Here is a 23,574-nt window from a genome sequence, read left to right as displayed (position 1 = left end):
GCGATGGAGCTGTCGATTGTCGTCGAGGGACGGTCGTGCCACGGTTGATCGCGCTTGACACGGCAGTCGACCTGGGCCGTGCCCAATCCGATGTACGAATGCAGACTCAACCATTCCAACGACGTGCGCCCGACACTGTGCTGACCTTCCGCAATCGTTGTCGCAGGTCGGTGCCCTCGGCAGGGCACGTCGAAGATAGGAACGCGGTCGGCCCTGGGGATCCGCTCTGGTCAGCTGGAGGTAGAAGGGGATTTTGCCCTCGGCTGAGCGAGAGACGCTGGCTGAAGACCCACGCATCGGAGTGTCGTGGAGCGCCGAGACAGGCCTGGGAGGTGGCTGCGGTCCGTTGTTTTCCTCGTTGGATGCCGAGTTGCTCCCTTCGTCGCCTTGACCGGTCGTGACAGGTGCTTTGAGCCGGCGACGATGCTGATCATCGACAGGATCGTGGTGAGGAAACGCCGACGAGTACCTCGCGCGTGTCGCCTTGGCAGTGCTCTCCCGTTCCGCTGACCGCTGTTCGCGGAGAAAATCGCAGGAGGTGCCGGACCGCTCCGCATGGTTGTTCCTCGGTCACGCTGCAATGTGTAACGGTTTCCCGTCCAACGGAACAGGGGATCGACGGCCGCCCATGCTTTCCACGCGGCCACTGCGATATCCGGAGAGTTGGGCATGTTGTTGATCGACCGATTACTGACCGAGAACGAGCAGGGCGGCCTGTTGCGGAGGGAGACCGCCGCAGGGTTGTCCGTACGGCCGCCCCGGCTGCCGTCCCGGTTGCTGTTCGACCATCGTGGTATCCGGTTGCGGCAGGATATGGCGAGGTTGCCGCAGTTCTATACGGCCCGGTGTGAATCGGAAATCCTTGCCACGCGTGCCGCGGCGATCGCGGGTGCGACCGGCGCGGTCACATTACTCGAACTGGGACCACGTACGCCGGAGGTGTCGCGGATGTTGGTCGCGGGGCTCGCCGCAACGCTGCAGGTCTATACCCCTGTGGAGCAGAGCCGGGAGGCCCTGGTGGCGAGCGCCGCCTCGATCGCCCGGCACAATCCGCGACTGGCGATCCGGGCGCTGGTGGCCGATTTCGCCAGTGAGGTGCACCTGCTGCCCGCGCGTGGTGGCCGGCTGATCACCCTGCTCGGCGGGACATTCGGCGGTATGACCGCCGGCGAGCGTCGCGATGTGCTGCGTCGGCTGCGTGACACGATGGAATGGGATGATGCCCTGTTGATCGGGGTCGATATGGTGCGTGACCCACAGCGGCTCGTCGCGGCCCGTATCGACGAGTTCGGGGTGAATGCCGCATTCACCCGCAATATCCTGCACGTGGTTGACCGGGAGTTCGGCGCGAACTTCGTCCCCGAGCTGTTCGATCCCACCGTGGCGTGGAACCCGGAGCCGGCACAACTGGAACTCGGGCTGCGCATCGGCTGCCGACAGCGGGTTTCGATCGACGCGCTCGGTATGACGGTCGAGCTGCCCGCGGGCACCGAGATTCGCACCGAGACGGTGGCAACGTTCGGGCCCGGACAGCTCGAATCCGAGTTCACCGCGGTCGATCTCGAGATAGACCGGATGTGGATGGCCTCGGGTGGTGACTACGCACTGGTACTCGTCCGGCCCCCGGGATGAGCCGAGGTCAACGACGAGCAAACGTATCCCCGGTCGCGGTGAAGTAGGTTTCCAGGCGGGACCGGACGGTGGCACGGGCGCGATGCAGGATGACGCGCTGGTTACCCGCGGTGATGCCGAGCAGCGCGCAGACCTCGTCGGAGGAGTAGCCTTCCGCGTCTCTCAGCGTCAGAACGATCCGGCTGCGATCCGGCAGTTCGGTCATCGCTGCCGCAATGACCGAACGTATTTCGGTGCGTTCGGCCTCGTTCTCCGGATCGGATCGCCGGTGCGGCTCCCGGCCGCTGTGCCGGCGTCCGGGGTAGTGGTCGTCGGAGGTCTGGAAACGCGTGGGACCGGCTGCCGGGCCGCTGTCCTCGGGGATCAAGCTGGTGAAAGGAATGGTCCGGCGTTCCTTGATGCCGCGTTTCTTCGCGGTGTTCACCAAGATGCGGAATACCCAGGTCTTGAGTGCGGCGCGGCCTTCGAAGCCGTCCAGGCCGCGAATGACTGCTATCCAGGTGTCCTGGAGAACTTCCTCGGCGGAGGCGGGTGTGGATACGAACGATTGCGCCAGTCGCAGCATCGACCCCGACCAGGTATCCAGGATCAGTGCGAACGCGGCTTCGTCGCCGCTTCGCAACCGGTTGACCAGAATATCGTCGGCAGGGAGGTCGGCGTCGGTGGTCACGGACTCTCCTCACGCTGGAGTGGACTCGTGGCCGGTTACAGCCGGCTGCCCGGCGCAACCATCAGACGGGCCGTCACGGCACTGAAGTGACCGCCGGATACGGCGGCGACGGGCGCGATGTCGTCGATATCGTCGACATCGGTGAGCGTCGTGAGCAGGTCGATATCGAACCCGTTGGCGGCCAGCGCATCTCGGGTCATTTGCCCGGTGTGGTGAGTGGACATGGGGACGTCGGCCAGCAGCCGGGCGGCGCGCGGATCGGTGAGTCCCAGTGCCCACCAGCCGCCGTCGGTGGCCGGCCCGAGGACCGTGCCCCGGCCGGACAGCAGTGTGTCCGCGGCGCCGGCGAGTAGTTCTGGTGTTATCTGCGGAGTGTCCATGCCGATCTGGAGTACCGGCACGCCGGAACGGGCCGCGTCGGCGTGCGCGTTGGCCAGACGTTCGCCGAAGGTGTGCCCGCGTTGCGGCACGACCTCGAAATCGGTCAGCGCACGCGCGATTTCGGTCGAGCACTCGGCACGGGCGAGATCACCGGTCCAGGCGACGACCGTGTGCCGCGCGCCGCTGCCGCGCACGGCGGCAAGGGTGTCGAGCAGTGCGGCGGCGGCCACTGTGGCGGCGTCGACCGGTCGCAGCGGCGGGGTCAACCTGGTTTTTGCGAAACCCGCGATCGGTGCCTTGGCGACCACGAGCACCGTCGCGTCCACGACGTGTTCGCCGTTCACCGGACACTCCAGAAATCACGGGCAGCGCGGAGAGCACCGAGCAGTGATCCCGAAACCTTGGACACCCCATGGCTTCTCGGACGGTAGGTGATATCGCGTTCGATGACGCGCCAACCCGCCGACGCGGCTCGGGCAAGGAGCGCCAGCGGATACCCCGATCGTGGATGCAGCGGTCCGAGCCCCGCCAGCTCCGCACGGCGGACAACGCGCATGGCGGCGAGATCGCGGACCTCGAGGCCGTAGCGGCGGCGCAACCAGGTGGCCAGGATCCAGTTGCCGAACCTGGCATGCCACGGCCAGGCACCGGGCACCGGCCGGCGCCGTCCGGCGACCATGGTGACTTCGGGCGTGAGCTCGGCGATGAGACCCGGCAATTCGGTGGGATCCATGGACCCGTCACCGTCGAGTACCGCGACCAGCTCTGTTGTCGACGCGTCCACCCCGGCCTGGACGGCGCTGCCGTAGCCCGGTCTCGCTTCGGTGATCACGCGGGCGCCGCCGGCCTCCGCGACAGCTGCCGTCGCGTCCGTCGAACCGTTGTCCACGACGATCACCCCGTAGTCCATCGGGATCGCCGCCAGGACGCCGGGCAGCGCGCCTGCCTCGTTTCTGCAGGGCAACACGACGGTCACCCGCCGTAAGCTTTCTCCACCGTTCACCTCATCGACCGTAAGGCCGACCCGGCGGAAAAAGCCGCGGCAACCGATGACGAAACGGTGACGCCGGGGAATCACGGGTGTGCGGCGTGGGCAGCGGAACCTACCGTGAGGCGGTGCGGAATCCCACTGATCTCCCGGTGCTCCGGCCGCGTACCGGGCGGGCCGATCTCTATGGCGCGCTGAGCGCCGCGTTATTGGTGGCACTGGCATTCCTGGTCCCGCATCTCGCGGATGACCGGTGGCGGGACAGCCTGTACGCGGCCGCCGCCCCCATCTTCGGCTCCTGGGAGCCGCACTGGGGCTGGGGTACGGGTCCGGCGATCGCCATCGGCGTACTCGTCACGCTGTACGGTCCCGGTCTCGCGGCGCGAATGCCCTGGCGACAGCTGTTGCCGGCGATCTGGGTCACGGCTTTGGCCTGGTCGTTCGCCCTGGCCATGGTGGACGGATGGCAGCGCGGTTTCGCCGGGCGGCTGACGACCGGGCACGAGTACCTCCATGAGGTCGGCGGCGTTTCGGATATCAGCGATATGCTGCGCGGCTTCGCCGGCCGCATTCTCGATTTCCAGCCCGATTCCTGGACCACTCACGTCTCCGGGCATCCGCCAGGGGCGCTGCTGACGTTCGTATTGCTGGATCGGGCGGGATTGGGCGGGGGCACCTGGGCAGCGCTCATATGCACCGCGGTCGGTTGTAGTGCGGCGGTCGCGGTGGTGGTGGCACTGCGTGCGCTCGGGGCGCCGGAGCGGGCCCGCGCCGCGGCGCCGTTCCTCGCCTTGGCGCCGGCCGCGATCTGGCTGGCGGTCTCCGCGGATGCGCTGTTCGCGGGCGTGACCGCCTGGGCGGTCGCCCTACTCGCCCGCGCGCTCGAACCCGGTAAGCACCGGCCGCTGACCGCTTTCGGGGCCGGCATGCTGTTCGGGTACGGCGTGTATCTCAACTATGGCCTCGTGTTGATGGCGATTCCCGCAGCCGCGGTGCTCGCGGTACGCGGCCTGCGTGGTGTGTGGCCCGCGGTGGTGGGCGCCCTGCTGGTGGCCGCGCTGTTCACAGTGTCCGGATTCTGGTGGCTGGACGGCTACCACCTCGTCGTCGAGCGCTACTACCAGGGCATCGCCACCACGCGGCCGGCGTCGTACTGGGTCTGGGGCAACCTGGCGGCCACCGTATGCGCAGTCGGCCTGGCTACCGCCGCGGGTGCCATGCGGCTGCCGGCCGCGCTCGCACTGCCGCGATCCCCGCGGTTTCCGGCGGGCCCCCGGGCGGCGTTGCAGGACTGGCGCGGACGTGTCGACCCCGCCGCGGTGATGGCGGCCTCGGGGTTGCTCGCCCTGCTGGTCGCCGATCTCAGCCTGCTGAGCAAAGCCGAGACCGAGCGGATCTGGCTGCCGTTCGATCTCTGGGTGCTGGCCTGCACCGCCCTGCTGCCCGCGCGGACGACGCGGCTGTGGCTGGCGGTGCAGGTGATAGGCACACTGCTGGTAGCCCACTTGATCCTGGCGAATTGGTGAACCGATGCGCATCCTGATAGCCGACGATGACCCGGTGGTCCGTGAGGTGGTGCGCCGCTATCTCGAACGGGACGGAATGGAGGTCGTCGAGGCGGCCGACGGCCGTGCCGCGGCGACGGCACTGGACGGCGATATCGACCTCGCGATTCTCGACCTGATGATGCCGCCGCCCGACGGTATCGCCCTGTGCCTGGACGTGCGTGGCGGGGCTCGGCCCGATATGCCGATCATCATGCTCACCGCGCTGGGCGAGGAGGATGACCGGGTAATCGGGTTGCGCGCCGGCGCCGACGACTATCTCACCAAACCGTTCAGCCCCCGTGAGCTGGCCTTGCGGGTGGCGTCGGTGCTGCGGCGGACCCATTCCGCGGCGCCGGCGGGTGAATTGGTATTGCGCAGCGGCCCGGTCGAACTACGCGGGGCGGCGCGCACGGTCCATATCGAGGGAACCGCGGTCGACCTGACCGCGCGGGAGTTCGACCTGCTGGCTTTCCTGCTGGCCAACCAGCAGCGTGTGTTCAGCCGTACCGAACTGCTCGCGCAGGTCTGGGGCTGGACCTTCGGCGACCAGTCGACGGTGACGGTACATATCAAGCGGTTGCGCGCCAAGCTCGGCAGCGCACACCGGATCGATACGGTATGGGGGCGTGGTTACGCCTGGGGCCGCACCGAGGACGGAATCTGAGCTGGTGCCTGCTGATATCTCCGGCCTGATCGGCCTCGCGCTGGCGGGGTCGCTGCCGGTTGTCGTGGTGGGCGCGCTGCTGTTGCGGCTGCTCCGAAATCGGATGCTGGGCTCGACCCTGGTGATCCTGGTCCTGATCCCGACGGTGGCCACGCTGACCGGTTTCGTCGCGGTGAGCGGATTGATGTTCACCGATGCACTCGGCCGCGTTGCCGTGGTGCTCACCGTGGTCACGGCGGTGACAGTTCCCGCGGCGGTGCTGCTGGGCCGCGCGCAGGCCCGGCAGCTGGTGTGGGAAAAGCAGATGCTCGAACAGGAACGTGCCGCCGAGCGCTCCCGGCGGGAGCTGATCGCCTGGGTCAGTCATGATCTGCGCACACCGCTGGCCGGTATCCGCGCCATGGGCGAGGCATTGGCCGACGGCGTGGTGGATCTCGACGCCGATATCGCCCGGTATGGGCGGCAGATCGTGCGCGACACCACCCGGCTTTCGGCCATGGTGGGAGATCTCTTCGAAATGGCGAAGATCAACGCCGGGGCACTGCACCTGCATCTGGAGCCCGTCGACCTTCGCGAACTCGTCGACGAGGTGTGCGCGGCGAACGAACCGGCGGCACAGCGTGCCCGGTTGACGCTATCGGCGCGGCAGCCCCCGAACCGGATCATGGCGGCGGGTAGCGATCAGGCGCTGACCCGTGTGCTCACCAATCTCGTCGGCAATGCGATCGCACATACGCCGCCGGGCGGCCGGATCGAGATCACCGCAGGCGCGGACGACGGCCTCGCCTGGGTCCGGGTGGACGATACCGGGATCGGTATCGCAGCCGGTGATCTGCCGAGGATCTTCGAGGCCGGGTACCGGGGTACCGCGGCACGCTCACCCGTCGGTGACTCCGGAGGCAGCGGTATGGGGCTGGCCATAGCCGCCGGCTTGATGGAGGTGCACTCGGGAACCATTATCGCGACGAATCGGGAACCGGGCGCCCGATTCGAGATCCGGCTACCGCAACTGATCACCGGCCAGTGACCGCTCACCACGTCGGTGTTCCCGCACCGGCGGTGGCACGCAGCGGCGCATGGGCGAATTCGGCCAATCCGGATTCGGGTCCGACCTCGGCGGTGAAACCCAGCAGTTGCCGAGCGCGTACCGGGCCGGCGACGATATGGCGGACATCGCCGGGCCGGTATTCGCCGGTGACGACCGGATCGGGACCGCCGTGCGCAGCGGCGAGCAGGGCGGCGACCTCGCCGATGGTGATCGGCCGGCCCGAGGCGATATTCAATGCGACGAATCCTTGCATCGGCCGTTCGGCGGCGGCGAGATTGGCCGCGGCGATATCTCGGACATGCACGAAATCACGCATCTGCGCGCCGTCTTCGAAGACGCGCGGCGCGACGCCCGCCTCGAGTGCCGAGCGGAAAAGCGCCGCGACACCGGAATACGGAGTATTCCTCGGCATGCCGTCGCCGTACACGTTGTGATAGCGCAGGGCGGTGACTGTCGAATCGGTGGCGGTGGCCCAGGCCGCGGCATAGTGCTCCTGCGCGACCTTGCTCGCCGCGTAGATACTGCGCGGACGCACGGGCGTATCTTCGCCGACCGGTTCCCAGTCGAGGGGCTCGCCCGAACCGGGATCGCGGTGCTCGAAGAAACCACGATCGAGGTCGGCCCTGCTGCGCGGTAACGGGTCCCGGGCTGTCGCACCTCCGGCACGGTAGCGACCTTCGCCGTACACCACCATCGAGGACGCGAGCACCAGCCGCCGGCAGCCCGCGCGTGCCATCGCGGCCAGCAGTACCGCGGTGCCGAGATCGTTATGGCTGGCGTAGGCCGGCGCATCCTGCGCGCTCACCCCGGCACCGACCACGGCGGCCTGATGGTTCACCACGTCGATGCCGGCGAGCCGGGCATCGAGGGCGTCCAGATCGCGCACGTCGACCCGCTCGACACCGTCCGGTGGGGTCGGCGCCGCGCCGTGTGCGGCGGTGAGCATCAGATCGATCGCGACCACTTCGTGTCCGGCGTCCTGCAGGGCACGCCGGACGTGGGATCCGATGAAACCGGCCGCACCGGTCAACAGCACTCGCATGCCGTCGAGTCTGGTGCCCGGTCTCCGGAATTCCCAGCCGATCGCGGGTCCCGAATCAATCCGTAAGAATTCCGTCACAATTGCTGCGCGCCCGCCGACGTCAATGTTTCGTCACATTTGCGCGGTTCCTCGGAACAGCTTTGTACGGAATGCTGGGAACGCACCGCCGAAAACGAACGAAATACAGGGAGGCCGGAATGTCGGCAACCGTTGCCGAGCGTGTTCGGCACCGTGTCGAGCGGTTCCAGGGCGAACGCCTGGAGCGCGAATGGGACGGTCGTTATCCGCTGCACAGTCGGTCACCTGGTTCCGGCGATATCGTTCTGAACAGCAATGATTATCTGGCACTCGGCCGGGATCCGCGGATCGCCGCGGCGGTGTGCGCGGCAGTGCTCGCCCCTGCACCGGGACACGACCACCGGGCGCGCGCTGAACTGGAAGCGGCGCTGGCGGCATATGCGCGCACGCGGGCCGCGGTGTTGTGCCAATCGGGATGGGAGGCCAATATCGGCCTGCTGCAAACGATCGCCGACCAGGAAACACCCGTTTATGTCGATGCCCGAGCCCATAGGTCGCTGCATTATGGAGCGCGGGCAGCGGACGCGCCGCTTTTTTCGTTCGGGCACAATGCACTCGGCGATCTGCGCGCGCTGATCGCCGCGCACGGCCCGGGCATCATCGCCGTGGACGCGATCGACAGCACCGCGGGCAGCCGGGCCGAGCTGGCGTCGTTGTGCGCCGTGGCCGAGCAGTCCGGTGGCCTGCTGGTCGTGGACGAATCGCATGCGCTGGGTGTTACGGGCCCGGATGGGGCGGGCCCGGTGGTGGCGCTCGGTCTCGCCGACCGGGTGGCGTTTCGTACCGCGAGCCTGGCCAAGGCATTCGCCGGCCGCGCGGGAATCATCTTCACCAACGATCCCGGTTTCGCCGACTATTTCCGGATGGAGGCGGCACCTGCGGTGTTCTCCTCACCTTTGCGCGACACCGATATCGCCGCGCTCACCGCGACGCTCGCGGTGATCACCGAGGCCGCGCCGCAGCGGGCGCAGCTACGGCAGGTGGGGATGCGTATCCGAACAGCCTTGAACGCAATGGGTTTCGAGCTGTCGGGCGGCGCCGGTCATCTCATATCGCTGCCGACCGGTCCGGCGTCGCAGGCGATCGCGGTCCGCGACCGCTTGGAGGAGCACGGCGTGTTCGGTTCCCTCTTCTGGCCGCCCGCGACTCCCGACGCGGCCACCCTGATCCGTTTCACGCTCCACGCGGCTCTGACCGATGCACAGGTAGACCGCATCATAGGCGCTTGCCGGAATATCGCGGACACGGTCGGGCCGATACCACCCGGCGCATCTGCGTCGCGGGTCGTGCGGTCGTGATCCGCCTCGCGCGCAGCTGAGATTTCCGGACGCTGATTACGGGCCGTGTAACGAGTCGCACTGTCCGATCCACTGGGCCCATGGCACGTATCCGCGACGAGACGCGTGCCGAATCGTTCACAGAACGGAAGAACTCATGGCCTTCACTCCTGCCCGGCGCCGTGTCCTCTCGGTGCTCGTGCTGGGTCTGGCCGTCATCCTGGCGGTCGGCCTCTACCTGTTCCAGCCCTGGCGGGTGTTCACGAACGTCCGCGTCGACGAAGCCGCGATCGTCGCCCCCGACGAGGGCACGGTACGTACGATCGCCGCGGGATCATTTATCTCGCAGGAGCATTCGACCTCGGGGGCGGTTACACTCCAGGAACTGCCCGACGGCGAGGTCGTACTGCGGCTCACCGATCTGCGCACCTCGGATGGTCCCGCCCTGCGCGTGTGGCTCAGCGATCAGCCGGTGCAGCCAGGACTGGGCCGCAATCTCGACGACGGCGAATATGTCGATCTCGGCGCGTTGAAGGGCAACGAGGGCAATCAGAACTACGTCGTGCCCGCCGAGGCCGATCTGACGATTCTGCGCACGGTGACTGTCTGGTGTGAGCGTTTCAGCGTCTCGTTCGGCGCCGCCGCGCTCGATCCCGCCTGAGACGGGTGGCCCGGTGACCGCCGGGCGAACTGATGAGGGGTAGTTCGTCCGACGGTCCCGGCAACCGCGGTGGTAACTGTGCCGACCGGCACGGTGTCTTACCGCCATCGCGTCGCACTGCGGCCGATACGAGCCGGGCGACCGAGCACTGTGTCGATCCCGGCCCGAAGCGTTACGAGGTCGGCCCGCGATGATCGAACCGCCGGTGCGTGGCTGCCCCCGACGGACCGCGATCGGCCCGCGGTCACCGGCGCGCGCGGTACCACCGCCGGCCGATATCCAGGGCTACCAGTGCCCATACGACGCTGATCGCCACCAGCAGGCCGGTCCCGAAATCGCGGTCGAGGACGGTGGGGTTCGCCGGGTTCGCGCCCGCACGTCCCACCACGGGTATTGCGAGTACGGCCAGCGTGAGCGTGCAGACTGCGCCGACGGTGGCCGGCGCCCACCAGTTCGCGGGGAGGATACGCCGGGCGGCCAAGCCGAGGCCGGCACACAACGGTGCGATCACCGCGTCGTGCAGCAGGATTCCACCGGCGAACCACCAGGCCAGCGAGATCTGGTCGGCCGGTCCCAGCTCCAGCACCAGGGTGATCCCGTACCAGCCGAGCCAGATTCCGCCGAGTAGGAGCAGTACTCGTGTGGCCGTCATGCCCGCACCTCGATCGCCGAGAGCCATTTGGTCTGGAGTACGCCGGGTCGCGTCGGTGCGATCAGCCGGCACGGATAACCGTGGTCGAGGTCGAGTTCCTCGCCGTTGAGCCGCAGTGCCACCAGCGTCGACGCATCGACCACATGGGTCTGGGGGAGCAGGGACCGGTTGTAGATTCCGCTGGGCTCGAGCGAACGGAATTCGACATCGCCGCCGCGGTAGTCGCCCACCGCGGCGAGTAGATCGCGCACCCGGATACCGGACCACTGCGCCGAGACGCTCCAGCCCTCCACACATGCCAGCGGAACCTCGGCTTCGGTCTGAGGCAGTGCCACCAGCTCGGCGTAGGTGAATCGGCGTGTCCGGTCGCCCACAATGACCTCCAGGCGGTATCCGGCATCCTGTGCCAGCTCCAGCACGCCCGCCTGATTCGCCGTGCGATTCACCGGAAGCCCCTGTGGCCCTTCACCACTGCGCGGTGCGAGGACCGAGATACGGCGTAGTAGCGGCACCGATTGCCCGGCTATGGCGACTCCGGCGACGACGGCCGCGGCGCCGGCCGCGACCAGCACGCTGCGGCGGGCGGCGATACCGGCCTCGTCCGGCGGCGGCTTCTCGCTTCCGGAGTCCGGCCGGGCCAGCGCGGCGCGTACCACCGGAAGCTTGACTGCGAGATGGACCGCGAGCGCGCCGACGGAGACGAAGGCCATGGCGTAGTGGGTGGTGGTGAAGAAGAACTTCCAGGGATAGAACTGGGCCGTGTTGAAAAGGCCGGTGATCAGCTGGAAGATCATCGAACCCACGAGTACGGCGATGGAACCGCGTTCGAGCAGGTGCAGCGGGTTTCCGATGAGGGGACGCGCGAACAGTCTGGGAAACACCGCCCACAGCTTCACCAGCAGCAGGGGAATCGCCACCACACCCGACACCACATGCGCCCCCTGCGTGAGCCGATACAACCACACCGGGTTGGCCGGCCACCAGAACCACGCCGGTGGGTGCTGCACCCAATGACTGATCAACCCGGTGAGGAAACAGATCGCGACGGCGACACCCAGCGCGATACCCACCCGGGACGCCACGGCCGCCGAACGCGCGGGCGAGATCCGGTCGGTGACGACGCGGGGTAACAGCAGACCGGGCTCGGGCGAGCTCTGTTCCCGCTCCACCGGCGGTTCGGCCGCGGGCGCGGCGCGGTCGGGCTCTTTCATCGGACTGCTCCATTCCTGGGGTGTAACGCGGTGGCCGATCGGCACCACTGGTCGGCAACTGCCCATATCGACCCCGCACCCGGCCGATTCGTTACGTGCCGCGGCGAACCCGATCCCGGAACCTCGAAGGAAGCACAAGTCATGACCCACCTCACGACCTCGCGCCCCAGGAAAACTCACCGGAGATGGACGGATGTCTCGCGCGTCCGGCGAGCGGTGGCGCCGTCGACCGCTCGCCTGTCCTGGATGCGTTGTTCGCGATGATGCCGGTGATGACGACACCGGCCGGTGCGCTCACGCCGCCCGGCCGGCTGGTCGCGGGCGCAGTGAGCGGTGCGGTCGCCGGTGTACTCGTCGCGGTCCCGGCCGCGGCGGCAGAACAGGGCTGGTTGTCCTGGACGGTGCATGCGGTGGTGCTGGGGGCAATCCTCGGCCTCCTGACGGGGGCCCATCGGCAGAGCCTCGGGTCCTCTTTCGCGGTCGGCGTGCTGGCCGGTCTACTGGACTGGGCCGGGTGGCAGCTGACCGCAGTGCCGTTACTGGCGGGCACGATCCCTCGCTGGTCCAGCGGTGACGCGGCGGCTACCTTCGACGACCTGATCCGTGCCACCCTGCTGGGCGCGGTGGCGGGGATCGTGCTGTTCCGGGCGACCGCACTGCTGCGCCGACGGTCACGCACCGCCGAAACGGCCCCCCGGCGGCCTCATATCGTGGTGGTCGGAGGCGGTTTCGGCGGTCTCGGTGCAGGCCGGCGGCTGGACGCTCTGCTGGCCCGCGGCCTCCGGGCCGAGGTGACGGTGATCAGCGAATCCAACTTCCTATTGTTCACGCCGCTGCTGGTGGGTGTCGCCTCCAGCGCGCTCGAAGCCCGGCACGTCAGCGCGCCGGTGCGCGCCGCCCTGCGGCACGCGACTTTCCTGCACGGGCGGGTCGAGTCGGTGGATACCACTGCCCGCACGCTGGAGGTCGCCGCCGGTAATCGCGGAAGGCGGCAGGTGCCCTACGACGCACTGATCCTCGCTGTCGGCGGGGTGGCCCATTTCTTCGATCTCCCGGGCGTCGCCGAACACGCCTTCGCGATGAAATCCATCGACGATGCCAACCGGCTGCGCGACCATGTGCTCGCCGCGCTGGAGCAGGCGGATCGGGAACCGGATGCCGTCGAGCAGCAGCGGCTGCTGACCTTCGTCGTGGCCGGTGGCGGTTTCGCCGGCACCGAACTGATCGCCGAACTGTATGACCTGGTGCACGACGTGCTCCACTATTATCCGCGCCTGCACGATCTGTCTCCGCGCTTCATGCTCGCGCATTCGGGTGATCGGTTGCTACCGGAACTGCCCGCGGAACTCGGTGATTACGCCCGGTACACGCTCGCCCGGCGCGGAATCGAATTCCGGCTCGGCGTCCGGGTCACCGGCGCGGATGCCGGCAGTGTCCGGTTGTCCGACGACGGGGTGGTCGCCACCGGCACCCTCGCGTGGACGGCCGGTAACCGGCCCAACCCGCTACTCGGCAGTATCGTCGCCGGCCGGACCGGGCCGCTGGCCGTGGACGAGTACCTGCGGGTGCCCGAACTGGACGGTGTCTGGGCGATCGGTGACTGCGCGCGCATTCCGGACACCGGGGACCCCGGCGCCTTTCATCCGCCCACGGCACAGCACGCGATCCGAGAGGGGAAGGTCGTGGCGGACAATGTGGCCGCCGCGATCACCGGCGGCCGGCCCCGGCCGTTCCGCTTCGGCGGGCTTGGGGTGCTCGTCTCGCTGGGACACCGGCGGGCGGCCGGCCTGGTGTGGGGTCGGCCGGTATCGGGACTGGCCGGCTGGGTTCTGTGGCGGGCCGTCTATTTGAGCAAACTGCCCGGCACGGAGAAGCGGCTGCGTGTACTCGCGGACTGGCTGCTGGATCTGGGTTTCCCGAGGGATATCGCGCTCACTTCGTCGGGCACCGCGACGGTCCCGGCCACGACAAAGGATCACCATGTCTGACCCGGCCCTGTTGCCCGCCACCGAGACCACGAACAGCATCGACACACCGGCCGGTGTCCGGGGCGCGGAACTCGGCGCGCGGACCGGCGCAGGCGTCGGCGCACTCGCCGGTCTCGCCGGTGGACTCGCCTTCGGTGCGGTGATGATCTCGATCGGTTTTCTGCCTACCGTCGCCGCCATCGTGCGCGCCGATTCGCCGATCGTCGGCTTCCTGGTGCACCTGGTGATCGCGGCGATCATCGGCGCGGGTTTCGGTCTCCTGGTGCTGCGGCAGCGGACTGCCCCGAGCGAACTGCTGTTCTGGGGACTGATCTACGGGGCCGTGTGGTGGCTCGCCGGGCCGCTCACCATCCTTCCTCTGGTGCTCGGTGAGCCGGTGCGCTGGACGATCCTGGACGCACAGCAACTGCTCCCGAGCCTCGTCGGCCATCTGCTGTACGGATCGGTCACCGCGGCCGTGTTCGCGTTGGTGGCGCGCCGGATCGCCGATGCGCCACCACGCACCGTGGAAACCCGCACGCTGGTAGCGGCGGTGACGGCCGGGATGATCGTCGGTGCGGTCCTGGCCGCCGTCTTTCCGTCGATGCGGGAGTCCGGCTACACGTCGGTGATCGTCGGGTCGTTCGCAGGCGCGGGGTATGCGCTGCTGTTCGGCGCCCGGCCGGAGAGCACCGGCCCCGCGCTGATCCGCGGCGTGGGGTACGGATTCGTCTGGTGGATCACCGCCGGCCTGACCCTGCACTCACTCCGCGCGGGCGACCGGCTGGACTGGTCGATCTCCGCGGCACGTGCGGCGATGTCCACGCTGCCCGGTTATCTGCTGCTCGGTGCCGGCACCGCGGCGGTGCTCGGTGCGATCGAAGGAATCGTGCGCCGGATACGGGCCGACGATGTGCGGGCCGAGCAGGCAGGCCGCCTGACCACCGGCGGTATCCTCCCAGTTCTGCACGGGATCGTTGCCGGTACGGCGGGCGGCGTCGTCTTCACCGGGGTGATGGTGGCGGTGGGCTTCTTGCCGCGGGTGGCCGCCCTGGTGGAATCGGGTTCGGCATTCGTCGGGTTCATCGTGCACGTGATGATCTCGGTTTTCATCGGCATCACCTACGCGATCTTCTTCCGCGGTTGCAGCTTCGACGCCGCCTCGGGCATCGGTTGGGGCGCCTCGTACGGGTTCCTGTGGTGGGTGCTCGGCAACCTCACCCTGCTGCCGCTGCTGCTCGGCTCGGCACCGGATTGGTCGGCGCCCGCACTCGCTGCATCCTTTCCCTCACTGATCGGGCACGTGGCGTACGGGGCGGTCCTCGGTATCGTCTATCAGCGCTTGGAGCAGCGTGTTGCCCCTTGGTATCTCACCCGCAGCCGGACGGCCCGGGAACGGGTACTGGCCAGGTACGAGCAGGTGCTCGGCACCGCACCGGCGTTGTGGAGCCTGATCGCCTTCCAGGTAGCGCTGATCCCGGTCTTCGTCGCATGACCGCCCAGCCGCGGCGGTCGGCGCCGAGGTGTAACGATCGGGCCCCGCATCGGCACTGGTCGCTATGAATTCGGGGTCGACTACAGTGGCCGGCGCGCGGTGAACCGCGAACGCGTGTTCTTCGACGGCGCCACCGGTACCAGGCTCGCCGGGCTGCTGGACCTTCCCGAAACGGGAGAGCCGAGGGCGGTGGCACTGTTTGCGCACTGCTTCACCTGCGGTAAGAACGCGGCGGCCGCGATCAGTATTGCGCGCGCACTCGTCCATCGCCAGATCGCTGTACTGCGTTTCGATTGCACTGGTATCGGCGCCTCCGGCGGAGATTTCGCCGATACGACCTTCGGCACCGATATCGGCGATCTCGTCTGCGCCGCAGCGCATCTGCGCACGGTCCTGGCGCCTCCCGACCTACTGATCGGGCATTCGCTCGGTGGTGCGGCCGTTCTCGCGGGTGCGGGCCTGATTCCGGAGGTCAGGGCGGTCGCCACGATCGGAGCGCCCGCTGAACCTCGCCATATCGAGCACCTGTTCAGCGCTGAATCGGAGGTGATCGAGGTCCTCGGTGAATCGATGGTCTCGGTGGGTGGCCGGGAAATCCGGATACGCCGGGAATTCGTCGAAGATCTGCGTCAGCAGAACCAGCCGGCCCGTATCGCACGATTGCGCCGTGCGCTGCTGATCCTGCACTCGCCGCAGGACAGCATCGTCGGCGTGGACAATGCCCGGCAAATCTACGACAGCGCCGCCCACCCGAAGTCGTTCGTATGCCTCGACGGCGCCGACCACCTGCTCACCGATCGCGCCGACGCCACGTACTGTGCGCAGATCCTCGCGACGTGGGCCGGGCGGTATATCGCCGCCGATCTACCGTCCGCATGACCCGAACCGGTCGGGAAGGTCGTGGTGCACGGCAACTGATGCCGCCCCGATCAGGGCGCCGGTGACGAGTCCGGACCTGTGGTCTGCGCGCGAATCCCGTTCTGCTCGTCATCGCTTGGCCCCCTGCCGCCCAGAACGCCGTACCGGAAGTCGGCGACGAGCGCGCGGTATGACCCCCTGGTAACCTCCCGGAGTCGGGTGCGCGACGTGACTCCGGAACCCTGGGCTGTGTATGCACCCGAACTCGGCGCCGACCGCCGGGTCCGGACAGTGTGCCCTGCCGGACCCCCGAACTGTTCCGATGAGACATTCGGTGACGGGTGGGGTATCGACAGGCTCGAAACGGTGCGTATCGAGGAGAACAGGTGGGTCGCGACAGCCTCGTCACACCGGAGGGTGATCTGGCGGACCGGCTCCGCAGGGGCGACGAAACGGCGTTCGAAACGATTCTGGACCAATGGTCGCCGGCGATGTTGCGGTTGGCGCGGTCCTTCGTGTCCACCAATGCTTCGGCCGAGGAAGTCGTGCAGGACGTCTGGGTCGCGGTGATTCGCGGCATCGACGGGTTCGAAGGCCGCTCGTCGCTGAAAACCTGGGTGTTCAGGATTCTGGTGAACACCGCCAAAAAACGGGGTATTCGTGAGCGTCGCACGATCCCCTTCGGCAGTTTGGTAGGTCCGGACGAGGGGCCGACTGTCGAGCCCGGCCGGTTTCGTGCGGAGGACGATCCCTACCCTGGCCATTGGCGAGCCGGGCGGGAACCGCACCGGTGGTCGGAACCGGAGAGTTCCGCCGAGCGTGCCGAGGTCCTGCGCGTGGTCGGGGAGTCGCTGTCCGAACTTCCGGAGCGGAGCCAGGTCCTGCTCGTGCTGCGCGATATCGAGGGCTATTCCTCCGAGGAGGTCTGCGAGTTGCTCGATATTTCGCCGGGCAACCAGCGAGTTATCCTGCATCGTGCCCGGGCGGCCGTGCGTGCGAGACTGGAGGAGTATTTCGGAGCGACCGGGGAGGTGCGGCGGTGAACTGTGACGAGTTGGTCGAACTGGTCACGGCATTCCTCGACGGCGCGCTGGACCCGGCCACCGAGCAACGTTTCGTTGCGCACCTCGCCGAATGCGACGGATGCGAAACCTATATCGCGCAGTTCCGGCAAACCATCGCGCTCGTCGGCGAGTTACCGCCACCGGAGACGCTGCCCGCGAATGTGCGTGCGGACCTGTTGACCGCGTTCCGGAACTGGTCTCGCTGATCGAACGCGATATTCCGCCCGCGTCGCTCGTGATCGGTCAGCGTCGTTCCCAGAACGGTGTAGCGGCACAGCCGGCCGCCGGCGAGACGCGTGGCAGCGTCGACAAGGTTGCTGGTCCGTTCAGCGGTACTCAGGATTCTCGAAGTCGAATCGACAACCCGCGTCCCATTCGGTGCGCTGGTTTCCGCGGGCGGGTATTCCGCCATTGTCCGCCAGCAGACGAGCGAGGTGCATCAGGTTCCACGTCATGAATGTGGTGTTGCGGTTGGTGAAGTCGTTACCCGGGCCGCCGGAACCGGGGTCCAGATAGGACGGCCCCGGTCCGGCTTCGCCGATCCACCCCGCGTCGGCCTGCGGCGCAATGGTGTACCCGATGTGCTGCAAGCTGTACAGGATGTTCATCGCGCAATGTTTGACACCGTCCTCGTTGCCAGTGAGCAGGCAGCCACCGACACGGCCGTAGTAGGCGTACTGACCATGGTCGTTGAGCAGCCCCGAGTTCCCGTACAACCGTTCGATGACTCGTTTCATCACCGAACTGTTGTCTCCCAGCCAGATCGGTCCGGCCAGCACCAGGATGTGGGCGTCCATCACCTGACGTTGTAGCTCCGGCCACTCGTCGACAGCCCAGCCGTGCGCCGTCATATCGGGCTGGACACCCGTGGCGATCTCGTGGTCGATGGCCCGGACCTGCGTGACCTGCACGTCGTTCTTCGCCATGATCGCGGCGCTCGCATCGATGAGTCCCTGGGTATTGCTGAGTTCGGGGGACCGCTTCAAGGTGCAGTTGATGAACACGGCTCGCAGGTCGTCGAAATCCGTCATGTCGCTCAGTGCCGCGAACCGGTTTCACCGTTACATCCGATACCCGGTGTAACCGACGGTGGTTACACCGGACGATTCGGGTCGCGGGTTGTAACGGTGAACCGGTGATCGACCACTGAGCTGAGTCGAACCGATACCACTGGAAGGAAACCGATGGATAGCATGTCCGAGAGCGAGGCCGGCGGCAGCGTCGCACCACAGCAACCGCCTGTGGGAGCGGCAATGATACAGCTGCTCGGTGGTTTCCAGATCTCGCAGGCACTGTATGCGGTGGCCGCACTCGATATCGCCACTCAACTCGACAACGGGCCTCGTACCATCGACGAACTCGCCGCCACCTGCGGTGCACGGCCCGAACTGGTGCGCCGGCTCGTCCGGAGTCTGGCGCCGCTCGGGGTCTTCCATGACCTGGGCGACGATACGGTGGAGACAACGCCGCTCGGCGCGACTTTGTCCGCCGAACGCCCGGGCTCGGTCCGGGATATCGCCCTGTACTGGATGGAGACGCACTACCATCCATTCGGCGAGCTGCTGCACACCGTCCGAACCGGTGAAACGGCCGCCCAGCGGTATCTGGGTCAACATTTCTTCGACTGGATTGTTGCCACCCCCGGGATGGCCGAACTGCAGAATCGGGCGATGGCCGCGATCACCAGCGGGCTACGCGATCGGATGTTCGACGGCTACCATCTCCCCGCCGGCGACGTCGTTGCCGATATCGGTGGGGCCGACGGCACCATCCTGGCTCGCCTGCTGGAATCCGAGCCCACCCGCAGGGGTGTTCTGTTCGATCTCCCCGAGGTGGTCCCGGGTGCGCAGAAGAAGATCGCGGAGGCCGGGCTGACCGACCGGATCGCGGTCGTCTCCGGGGACTTCTTCGAATCCGTGCCGCAAGCCGATGTGTATGTATTGGCCGCCGTGCTGCACGACTGGGACGACGAATCCTGCGTACGTATCCTGCACTCCATCAAGAATGCCGCGACGTCCGGCGCCCGGCTCGTGGTGATCGAGGGTGTCGTACCCGCCGGCGACGAACCGCACGCCACCAAACTGATCGATTTGATCATGCTGGCCATCAACGGAGGCAAGGAGCGCAGCGCCACCGAATTCGCGGCGCTGCTCGCCTCCGCCGGGTTCACGCTGGATCGGATCGTCCCGACAGCGGACCAGTACTCGTTCCTCGAGGCGCATCTGCCGTGACAACCGCCCTGCTGTCAACCGGACAGCTCCTAAAGGCCAGCAGCGGCACGGACGGGGCGCCGGGGGCAGTGGAGACGACTGCGGTGGCGGAGGCGGAGGAGGGGACTGAGCTCCTCCGTCCGGCACTCGAGCATGCCCCAGATGGTGAGAGCTTCAGGAATACTGGTGGGCGGTGAGGAGTAGGTGGTCGAAGACCAGCTACCTCGTCCCGGGCCCACGCGAGAAGGGACCCATCCACTGAGCGGCCTGAGGGGAGATCGATGAAGGACTCGAGATCATCGAATCCTGCCGCACTCATGGCGACGACGGTATCCGCACCGGACCGCGACCACGCCTGAGCGCACCAGCGGCTCCGCAGGCTCAACAGGATCCGGGTGCGGGTCGGGTCGGACAGGGCGTGCCCGAAGCGGGCCAGCGGCGCCGACTCGAGTCGGCCCCCCTATAACCCCGCGCTTTCATCGTCGATATGACGTCGGCGTCGGGTGCCTACCGGGGCAGGACTGCTCGTGGAGCCGAAGGGGCGTCACCGGTCGAATGGAATTCCCCCTGCTCGGTCGTCTGCACGGACGTAACGGAGCTTCTCGGGCGGAGCGGTCCGGGATGCTGCGTTGCCGCCGGTTGACTTGACGTTCTGACGACCGGTCATCGAGGGTCGAGTCTCTGTTGTGGAGTGCGTTGGGGGTAGTTCGGCGGGGAGGCCGTGCAGTTCGGTCCTGGGGCGCTTACCTCGATGTGCGATGTAATTCGTTGCGGACGAATATATTTCGCCGCCTTCACAGTGGAACGATGCGGCTGTTCTCGTTGCCATCGCCGGGGTGATCGTGGGTGTCGGTGCCGAACGTCGATGTCTTGCCAGACCGAACAGTCTCATGAACCTCTTTGTGGGGGTCAGGGGTTCGAGTCCCCTTAGCTCCACCTAAAATCCCAGGTCAGGCCCGGTCTAGTACCGGGCCTGACCTGTTTCTTTTGGACCAACCCCGCGTTTACCCCCCGTTTTGGTCCTAGATCCTGTTTGCCGAAATCGATGCGGTTGCGTATGCGTGGTGTCCCCCGGGACTGGACCGGCGGATTCGATAGCAATGGTCTTGACCAACCGCCCCGGTTGCAGCATGGCTGAGATGGAGCTGCCGCCGTCGTCGAGGGACGGCGGTCGTGCCACGGTTGATCGCGTCCTGTGCCGTATCGCGATTCGGGTCTATCGGCACCTGCGTCGGCTGATGAGGTGCCGGCGTGCGGCACCGTCCGGGTCGCCGATACCGCTGGCCGAGCCGACTTTCTCGCAGAGGGGCACGGCCGAGGGGCCGACCATGGGAAGTCAAACCACACCGCCTGGCGGGTGTCGCCCGCAGCGGTGGCGGTGGGACCGACGCTTCCCGTGAGTAGCTCGTTCAAGAGGTGCGCTGACGCATCGAGGATGTTCGCCCTCCTGCAGCGGATGTCGGCGCGCTGTTTGCGGGTCATCGATGTCCGGACGTCCCGGATGTTTCGCCCCGGCCGCCACATCGAGCATGAGGCCATTGTTGACGAGGCCGGGTCGCTGCCTCGTGCACCCTCCGTGTCCGGCAGTGCGGTAGGCCCCGCGCTGGACCTGATGTAAACATATGTTTACTATAGTGAACATGCGTTCACATGTGGATGATCGTACAGCGAGGGCCAGGATCAGAGACGAGGCTTTGCGGCTGTTCGCCGAGCGTGGACCCGACGCCGTGACGGTTCGCGCCGTGGCGGCGGCTGCGGGGGTTTCCCCGGCGTTGGTGATGCGGCATTACGGTGCCAAGGCCGGGCTGCGCGAGGCGGTGGACGAGTATGTCGCCGCGGTGTTCGAGTCGTTGTTACAGCAGACGGTGTTGGCCGACGCGTCCGGCCCGTGGGCGCCCGGCGCGGATTCGGGCCTGGCGGCGCAGGTGATCGCGCGGCTGCCCGCCGATTCTCCGGTTCCCGCGTACCTCGGGCGCATGCTGCTGGCCGGGGAGCCCGCCGGGTCTGCTTTGTTCCGACGTTTGTACGCGGTCAGTCGGGAAGTGCTGGCCGGGATGGTCGAGCGAGGCTTCGCCGATGCCGGTACCGATCCGGATATCCGTGCCGCGTTCCTGCTCGTGAACGACCTCGCGGTCTTGACCTTGCGTCCTCACCTCGGCGCCGTTCTCGGGATCGATCTCGGGTCCGAGGATGGTATGCGGCGGTGGGGTGCCGAAGTGTTGTCTATCTACCGCTCGGGGTTGAGAGGGGGCGCCGTCGAACGAAATCAATGACCGATTTCAAGCAACCGCAGCCGTACAGGATCGAGGTACTCATGAATCATTCTTCCGCTCTTCCCGCTCCGGCCGCCGGCGCTCTCGTCGGCATCGCGTCTCGGGCGCTACGCTCCCGCCGCTTGATGCGAGCACCTGTGCGGCTGTATCGGGCACGGCTCGGTTTCCTGCTCGGGACACGAACGCTGATGCTCGAACACATCGGGCGAAAGACCGGTGCTCGCCGCTATGTGGTCCTGGAGGTCGTCGATCGCCCCGATGCGGATTCGTATGTGGTGGTCTCGGGTTTCGGTACCCGGGCGCAGTGGTTCCGTAACGTGCGAGCCGATCCGCGGGTCCGGGTCTGGCTCGGCGGTCGAGGGCCCGCCGAGGCGCGCGCGAGCGTGCTCGGCCCGGACGAGGTCGCTGCCTCGTTACACGATTACGCGGCCAGGCACCCCCGTGCGTGGGCAACCATGAAACCGGCGATTGAGAACACGCTCGGTACACCGATCGACGAACGCGGCACCGGCCTGCCGATGGTCCGGCTCCGCCTCACGCGGGAGTAGGTCCTATCCGGGACTCGGGGCTCCACGGCCGGCGCGGTAGCGATGTTCTCTCGGGTTCGGAGGTGCCCGGTTATCCGAATTCCACACGGTAGGAGGGCAATCCTTGACCCTCCGGCCCGGCTACCACCACCCGAATGTGAGCTACGTACTCGAGGTCGTGGGTTTCGCCTTCGCGGAGGATCACGGTGTCCCGGCGAGAGGCGGTGGTCGGATCGGCTCGCGTCGAATCTCCGATCTCGGTCCGGGGTGCGCCCACCGTTGCATAGATCCGGTGGATGCCGGGAAGGAGCTGAATCCACATTCGAGTCCAGCTCGCCTGGACGGCGGTACCGTCGATGGCCACACCGGGAGCGGGTACCCATGCCTGCTCACCCGGTATGTCGACCTCGCCGGTGCTGTTCGCTCGCCACCGGCTCGTCGGGCTCGGTGGATGTTTCGGTCTTCCCGTCGTCGGGTTCGGCTCCTCGGGTGTGTGGACTTCCAGCTCGTAGCGCAGGTGCAATGACAACGCCGACCATCCGGGCCCGGGGTGCGGATGGTCGGGTGTGTCGATGCTGTGAGCCTCGGGTCGAATGTCGTCGGCCAGGAGGGCGGTCGACGGCAGTAGCGGTGCGGGTCGGCGGGTGTCGACGACAGTGCGAGCGACGAATATCAGTCCACCGCAGACGCCGGCCCCCACGGCGCCGAACGCGAGCAGGGCGCATATCGGTAATCGATCCATGGTCGCCGGGCCGAGAACCCCGGCCATGATGCCCAGGAGGGTCGCCACTGCGATTGCGGTGACCATGGCCCACAACGTCATGGCGACTCTGCGGTCGCTGGGCGCGGAATTGTCGATGGCGATGACGAGCGCAGCGATACCGCTGATCGCCGCTGTGCCCGCACCGGCAGTCATCATCGCGGTCGCGCAGGTCATGTACGGATCTCCACCGGGGTTGGAACCGCAGCATGCGAATTCATCGGCCATCGGGCCGAAGTTCTATTGAGAGCTGGTTCGCCGACGGGCTCTTCGAAGCGCGAACGGCCGAGGTGGTGTCGATTCGTGCCGGGTGGAACCGGGTTCTGAAAGGTATTGCCGCCCTGCAAGAGTGCTCCCGTGGTCGAGTAGACCCGACCCGCTTCGGGCCGGGCTGCCGACCAGACTTCCCGGCGCACCATCGGTAAAGGTGCCGGAAAAGGCGCCCCACTGCAACTCCGGCTGCCACTCGAACCTGTTGTTGCTGCGGAACCGTCCGCCTATTCCCGTGAGGGAGAACAATTTACGAATCGATGGACCATCGTCTATCGTACCGTCATCTAACGGCATAT

General features: G+C 67.2%; 22 protein-coding genes and 1 pseudogene. 14 read left to right on the top strand and 9 right to left on the bottom strand.

Annotation, left to right across the window (positions count from 1 at the left end; translation table 11 throughout):
• Positions 1-669: 669 nt before the first annotated feature.
• Positions 670-1,632, top strand: a complete 963-nt coding sequence (locus IG75_RS0123220) for an L-histidine N(alpha)-methyltransferase (protein WP_030523483.1) — start codon at positions 670-672, stop codon at positions 1,630-1,632.
• A 7-nt stretch (positions 1,633-1,639) separates the two neighbouring features.
• Here the strand turns inward: IG75_RS0123220 and IG75_RS0123215 are convergent, their stop codons facing one another.
• Genes IG75_RS0123215 through IG75_RS0123205 form a run of 3 tightly spaced genes read right to left on the bottom strand, consistent with a single transcriptional unit; the run spans position 1,640 to position 3,659 of the window.
• Positions 1,640-2,302: an RNA polymerase sigma factor gene (locus IG75_RS0123215; RefSeq protein ID WP_030523484.1), complete on the bottom strand. Its 663-nt coding sequence runs from the start codon at positions 2,300-2,302 to the stop codon at positions 1,640-1,642.
• Between the two features lie 35 nt (positions 2,303-2,337).
• Positions 2,338-3,027 carry a TIGR04282 family arsenosugar biosynthesis glycosyltransferase gene (locus IG75_RS0123210; protein ID WP_218028256.1) on the bottom strand — a complete coding sequence of 230 codons (690 nt, stop codon included), beginning with the start codon at positions 3,025-3,027 and terminating at the stop codon, positions 2,338-2,340.
• The gene (locus IG75_RS0123205) at positions 3,024-3,659 is read right to left on the bottom strand and encodes a glycosyltransferase family 2 protein (RefSeq protein ID WP_030523486.1); all 636 of its coding nucleotides are present in this window, start codon (positions 3,657-3,659) and stop codon (positions 3,024-3,026) included. Before IG75_RS0123205 ends, IG75_RS0123210 begins: the two co-directional genes overlap by 4 nt.
• A 140-nt stretch (positions 3,660-3,799) precedes the next feature.
• Between IG75_RS0123205 and IG75_RS0123200 the strand changes: the two genes are divergently transcribed.
• The 3 genes from IG75_RS0123200 to IG75_RS0123190 are packed head-to-tail and all read left to right on the top strand — an operon-like array spanning position 3,800 to position 6,909.
• Positions 3,800-5,197 (top strand): hypothetical protein, encoded by a 1,398-nt coding sequence (locus IG75_RS0123200; RefSeq protein WP_245713278.1) that lies wholly within the window; start codon positions 3,800-3,802, stop codon positions 5,195-5,197.
• A gap of 4 nt (positions 5,198-5,201) precedes the next feature.
• A complete protein-coding gene (locus IG75_RS0123195; RefSeq protein ID WP_030523488.1) occupies positions 5,202-5,882 on the top strand; it encodes a response regulator transcription factor in 681 nt (226 codons plus the stop codon).
• 4 nt (positions 5,883-5,886) lie between these two features.
• Positions 5,887-6,909 (top strand): sensor histidine kinase, encoded by a 1,023-nt coding sequence (locus IG75_RS0123190; RefSeq protein WP_030523489.1) that lies wholly within the window; start codon positions 5,887-5,889, stop codon positions 6,907-6,909.
• A gap of 4 nt (positions 6,910-6,913) precedes the next feature.
• Here the strand turns inward: IG75_RS0123190 and IG75_RS0123185 are convergent, their stop codons facing one another.
• Entirely contained in the window at positions 6,914-7,972 is a 1,059-nt protein-coding gene (locus IG75_RS0123185) for an NAD-dependent epimerase/dehydratase family protein (protein WP_030523490.1), read from the bottom strand.
• A gap of 197 nt (positions 7,973-8,169) precedes the next feature.
• Between IG75_RS0123185 and IG75_RS0123180 the strand changes: the two genes are divergently transcribed.
• Positions 8,170-9,348 (top strand): aminotransferase class I/II-fold pyridoxal phosphate-dependent enzyme, encoded by a 1,179-nt coding sequence (locus tag IG75_RS0123180; RefSeq protein WP_036515001.1) that lies wholly within the window; start codon positions 8,170-8,172, stop codon positions 9,346-9,348.
• 136 nt (positions 9,349-9,484) lie between these two features.
• On the top strand, positions 9,485-9,988 hold the full coding sequence (locus IG75_RS0123175; protein ID WP_030523492.1) for a DM13 domain-containing protein: 504 nt from the start codon (positions 9,485-9,487) through the stop codon (positions 9,986-9,988).
• Positions 9,989-10,232: 244 nt separating this feature from the next.
• Here IG75_RS0123175 and IG75_RS0123170 read toward each other — a convergent pair whose 3' ends face one another.
• Together IG75_RS0123170 and IG75_RS0123165 are read right to left on the bottom strand one after the other, a co-directional pair.
• Positions 10,233-10,640, bottom strand: coding sequence for a hypothetical protein (locus tag IG75_RS0123170; RefSeq protein ID WP_030523493.1), 408 nt, complete (start codon positions 10,638-10,640; stop codon positions 10,233-10,235).
• Positions 10,637-11,851, bottom strand: a complete 1,215-nt coding sequence (locus IG75_RS0123165) for a molybdopterin-dependent oxidoreductase (protein WP_081877080.1) — start codon at positions 11,849-11,851, stop codon at positions 10,637-10,639. The genes IG75_RS0123170 and IG75_RS0123165 overlap by 4 nt, the downstream gene beginning before the upstream one ends.
• 272 nt (positions 11,852-12,123) lie before the next feature.
• Here IG75_RS0123165 and IG75_RS0123160 point away from each other — a divergent pair, with 272 nt between their 5' ends.
• The 5 genes from IG75_RS0123160 (at position 12,124) to IG75_RS0123135 (ending at position 17,441) form a co-directional block, all read left to right on the top strand.
• On the top strand, positions 12,124-13,839 hold the full coding sequence (locus IG75_RS0123160; RefSeq protein ID WP_162183805.1) for an NAD(P)/FAD-dependent oxidoreductase: 1,716 nt from the start codon (positions 12,124-12,126) through the stop codon (positions 13,837-13,839).
• Positions 13,832-15,313: a hypothetical protein gene (locus IG75_RS37500; protein ID WP_051714850.1), complete on the top strand. Its 1,482-nt coding sequence runs from the start codon at positions 13,832-13,834 to the stop codon at positions 15,311-15,313. The genes IG75_RS0123160 and IG75_RS37500 overlap by 8 nt, the downstream gene beginning before the upstream one ends.
• Before the next feature lie 99 nt (positions 15,314-15,412).
• Complete coding sequence (locus tag IG75_RS0123145; protein ID WP_030523496.1) at positions 15,413-16,192, top strand: alpha/beta hydrolase family protein; 780 nt, start codon at positions 15,413-15,415, stop codon at positions 16,190-16,192.
• 365 nt (positions 16,193-16,557) lie between these two features.
• Complete coding sequence (locus IG75_RS0123140; protein ID WP_030523497.1) at positions 16,558-17,214, top strand: RNA polymerase sigma factor; 657 nt, start codon at positions 16,558-16,560, stop codon at positions 17,212-17,214.
• The gene (locus IG75_RS0123135; RefSeq protein ID WP_030523498.1) at positions 17,211-17,441 is read left to right on the top strand and encodes an anti-sigma factor family protein; all 231 of its coding nucleotides are present in this window, start codon (positions 17,211-17,213) and stop codon (positions 17,439-17,441) included. The genes IG75_RS0123140 and IG75_RS0123135 overlap by 4 nt, the downstream gene beginning before the upstream one ends.
• A 120-nt stretch (positions 17,442-17,561) precedes the next feature.
• Here IG75_RS0123135 and IG75_RS0123130 read toward each other — a convergent pair whose 3' ends face one another.
• Positions 17,562-18,266 (bottom strand): flavodoxin family protein, encoded by a 705-nt coding sequence (locus tag IG75_RS0123130; protein ID WP_030523499.1) that lies wholly within the window; start codon positions 18,264-18,266, stop codon positions 17,562-17,564.
• A 222-nt stretch (positions 18,267-18,488) separates the two neighbouring features.
• Here IG75_RS0123130 and IG75_RS0123125 point away from each other — a divergent pair, with 222 nt between their 5' ends.
• Positions 18,489-19,466, top strand: coding sequence for a methyltransferase (locus IG75_RS0123125; RefSeq protein ID WP_036515096.1), 978 nt, complete (start codon positions 18,489-18,491; stop codon positions 19,464-19,466).
• Positions 19,467-19,818: 352 nt separating this feature from the next.
• Here the strand turns inward: IG75_RS0123125 and IG75_RS40920 are convergent.
• A pseudogene (locus IG75_RS40920) lies at positions 19,819-19,881 on the bottom strand (transcriptional regulator); the annotation flags it as partial.
• Positions 19,882-21,085: 1,204 nt separating this feature from the next.
• On the opposite strand from IG75_RS40920, the gene IG75_RS0123115 reads away from it, so the two are divergent.
• Positions 21,086-21,718, top strand: a complete 633-nt coding sequence (locus tag IG75_RS0123115) for a TetR family transcriptional regulator (RefSeq protein ID WP_030523502.1) — start codon at positions 21,086-21,088, stop codon at positions 21,716-21,718.
• A 41-nt stretch (positions 21,719-21,759) separates the two neighbouring features.
• Positions 21,760-22,266: a nitroreductase family deazaflavin-dependent oxidoreductase gene (locus IG75_RS0123110; protein ID WP_030523503.1), complete on the top strand. Its 507-nt coding sequence runs from the start codon at positions 21,760-21,762 to the stop codon at positions 22,264-22,266.
• Positions 22,267-22,336: 70 nt separating this feature from the next.
• Here IG75_RS0123110 and IG75_RS0123105 read toward each other — a convergent pair whose 3' ends face one another.
• On the bottom strand, positions 22,337-23,233 hold the full coding sequence (locus IG75_RS0123105; RefSeq protein ID WP_030523504.1) for a hypothetical protein: 897 nt from the start codon (positions 23,231-23,233) through the stop codon (positions 22,337-22,339).
• Positions 23,234-23,574: the final 341 nt, after the last annotated feature.

It is taken from the genome of Nocardia rhamnosiphila NBRC 108938 (assembly GCF_000720425.1).
In the GTDB taxonomy this organism is placed as follows: domain Bacteria; phylum Actinomycetota; class Actinomycetes; order Mycobacteriales; family Mycobacteriaceae; genus Nocardia; species Nocardia rhamnosiphila.
The sequence above is the reverse complement of the archived record's forward strand: the minus strand, read 5'-3'. Positions and strand labels throughout refer to the sequence as shown.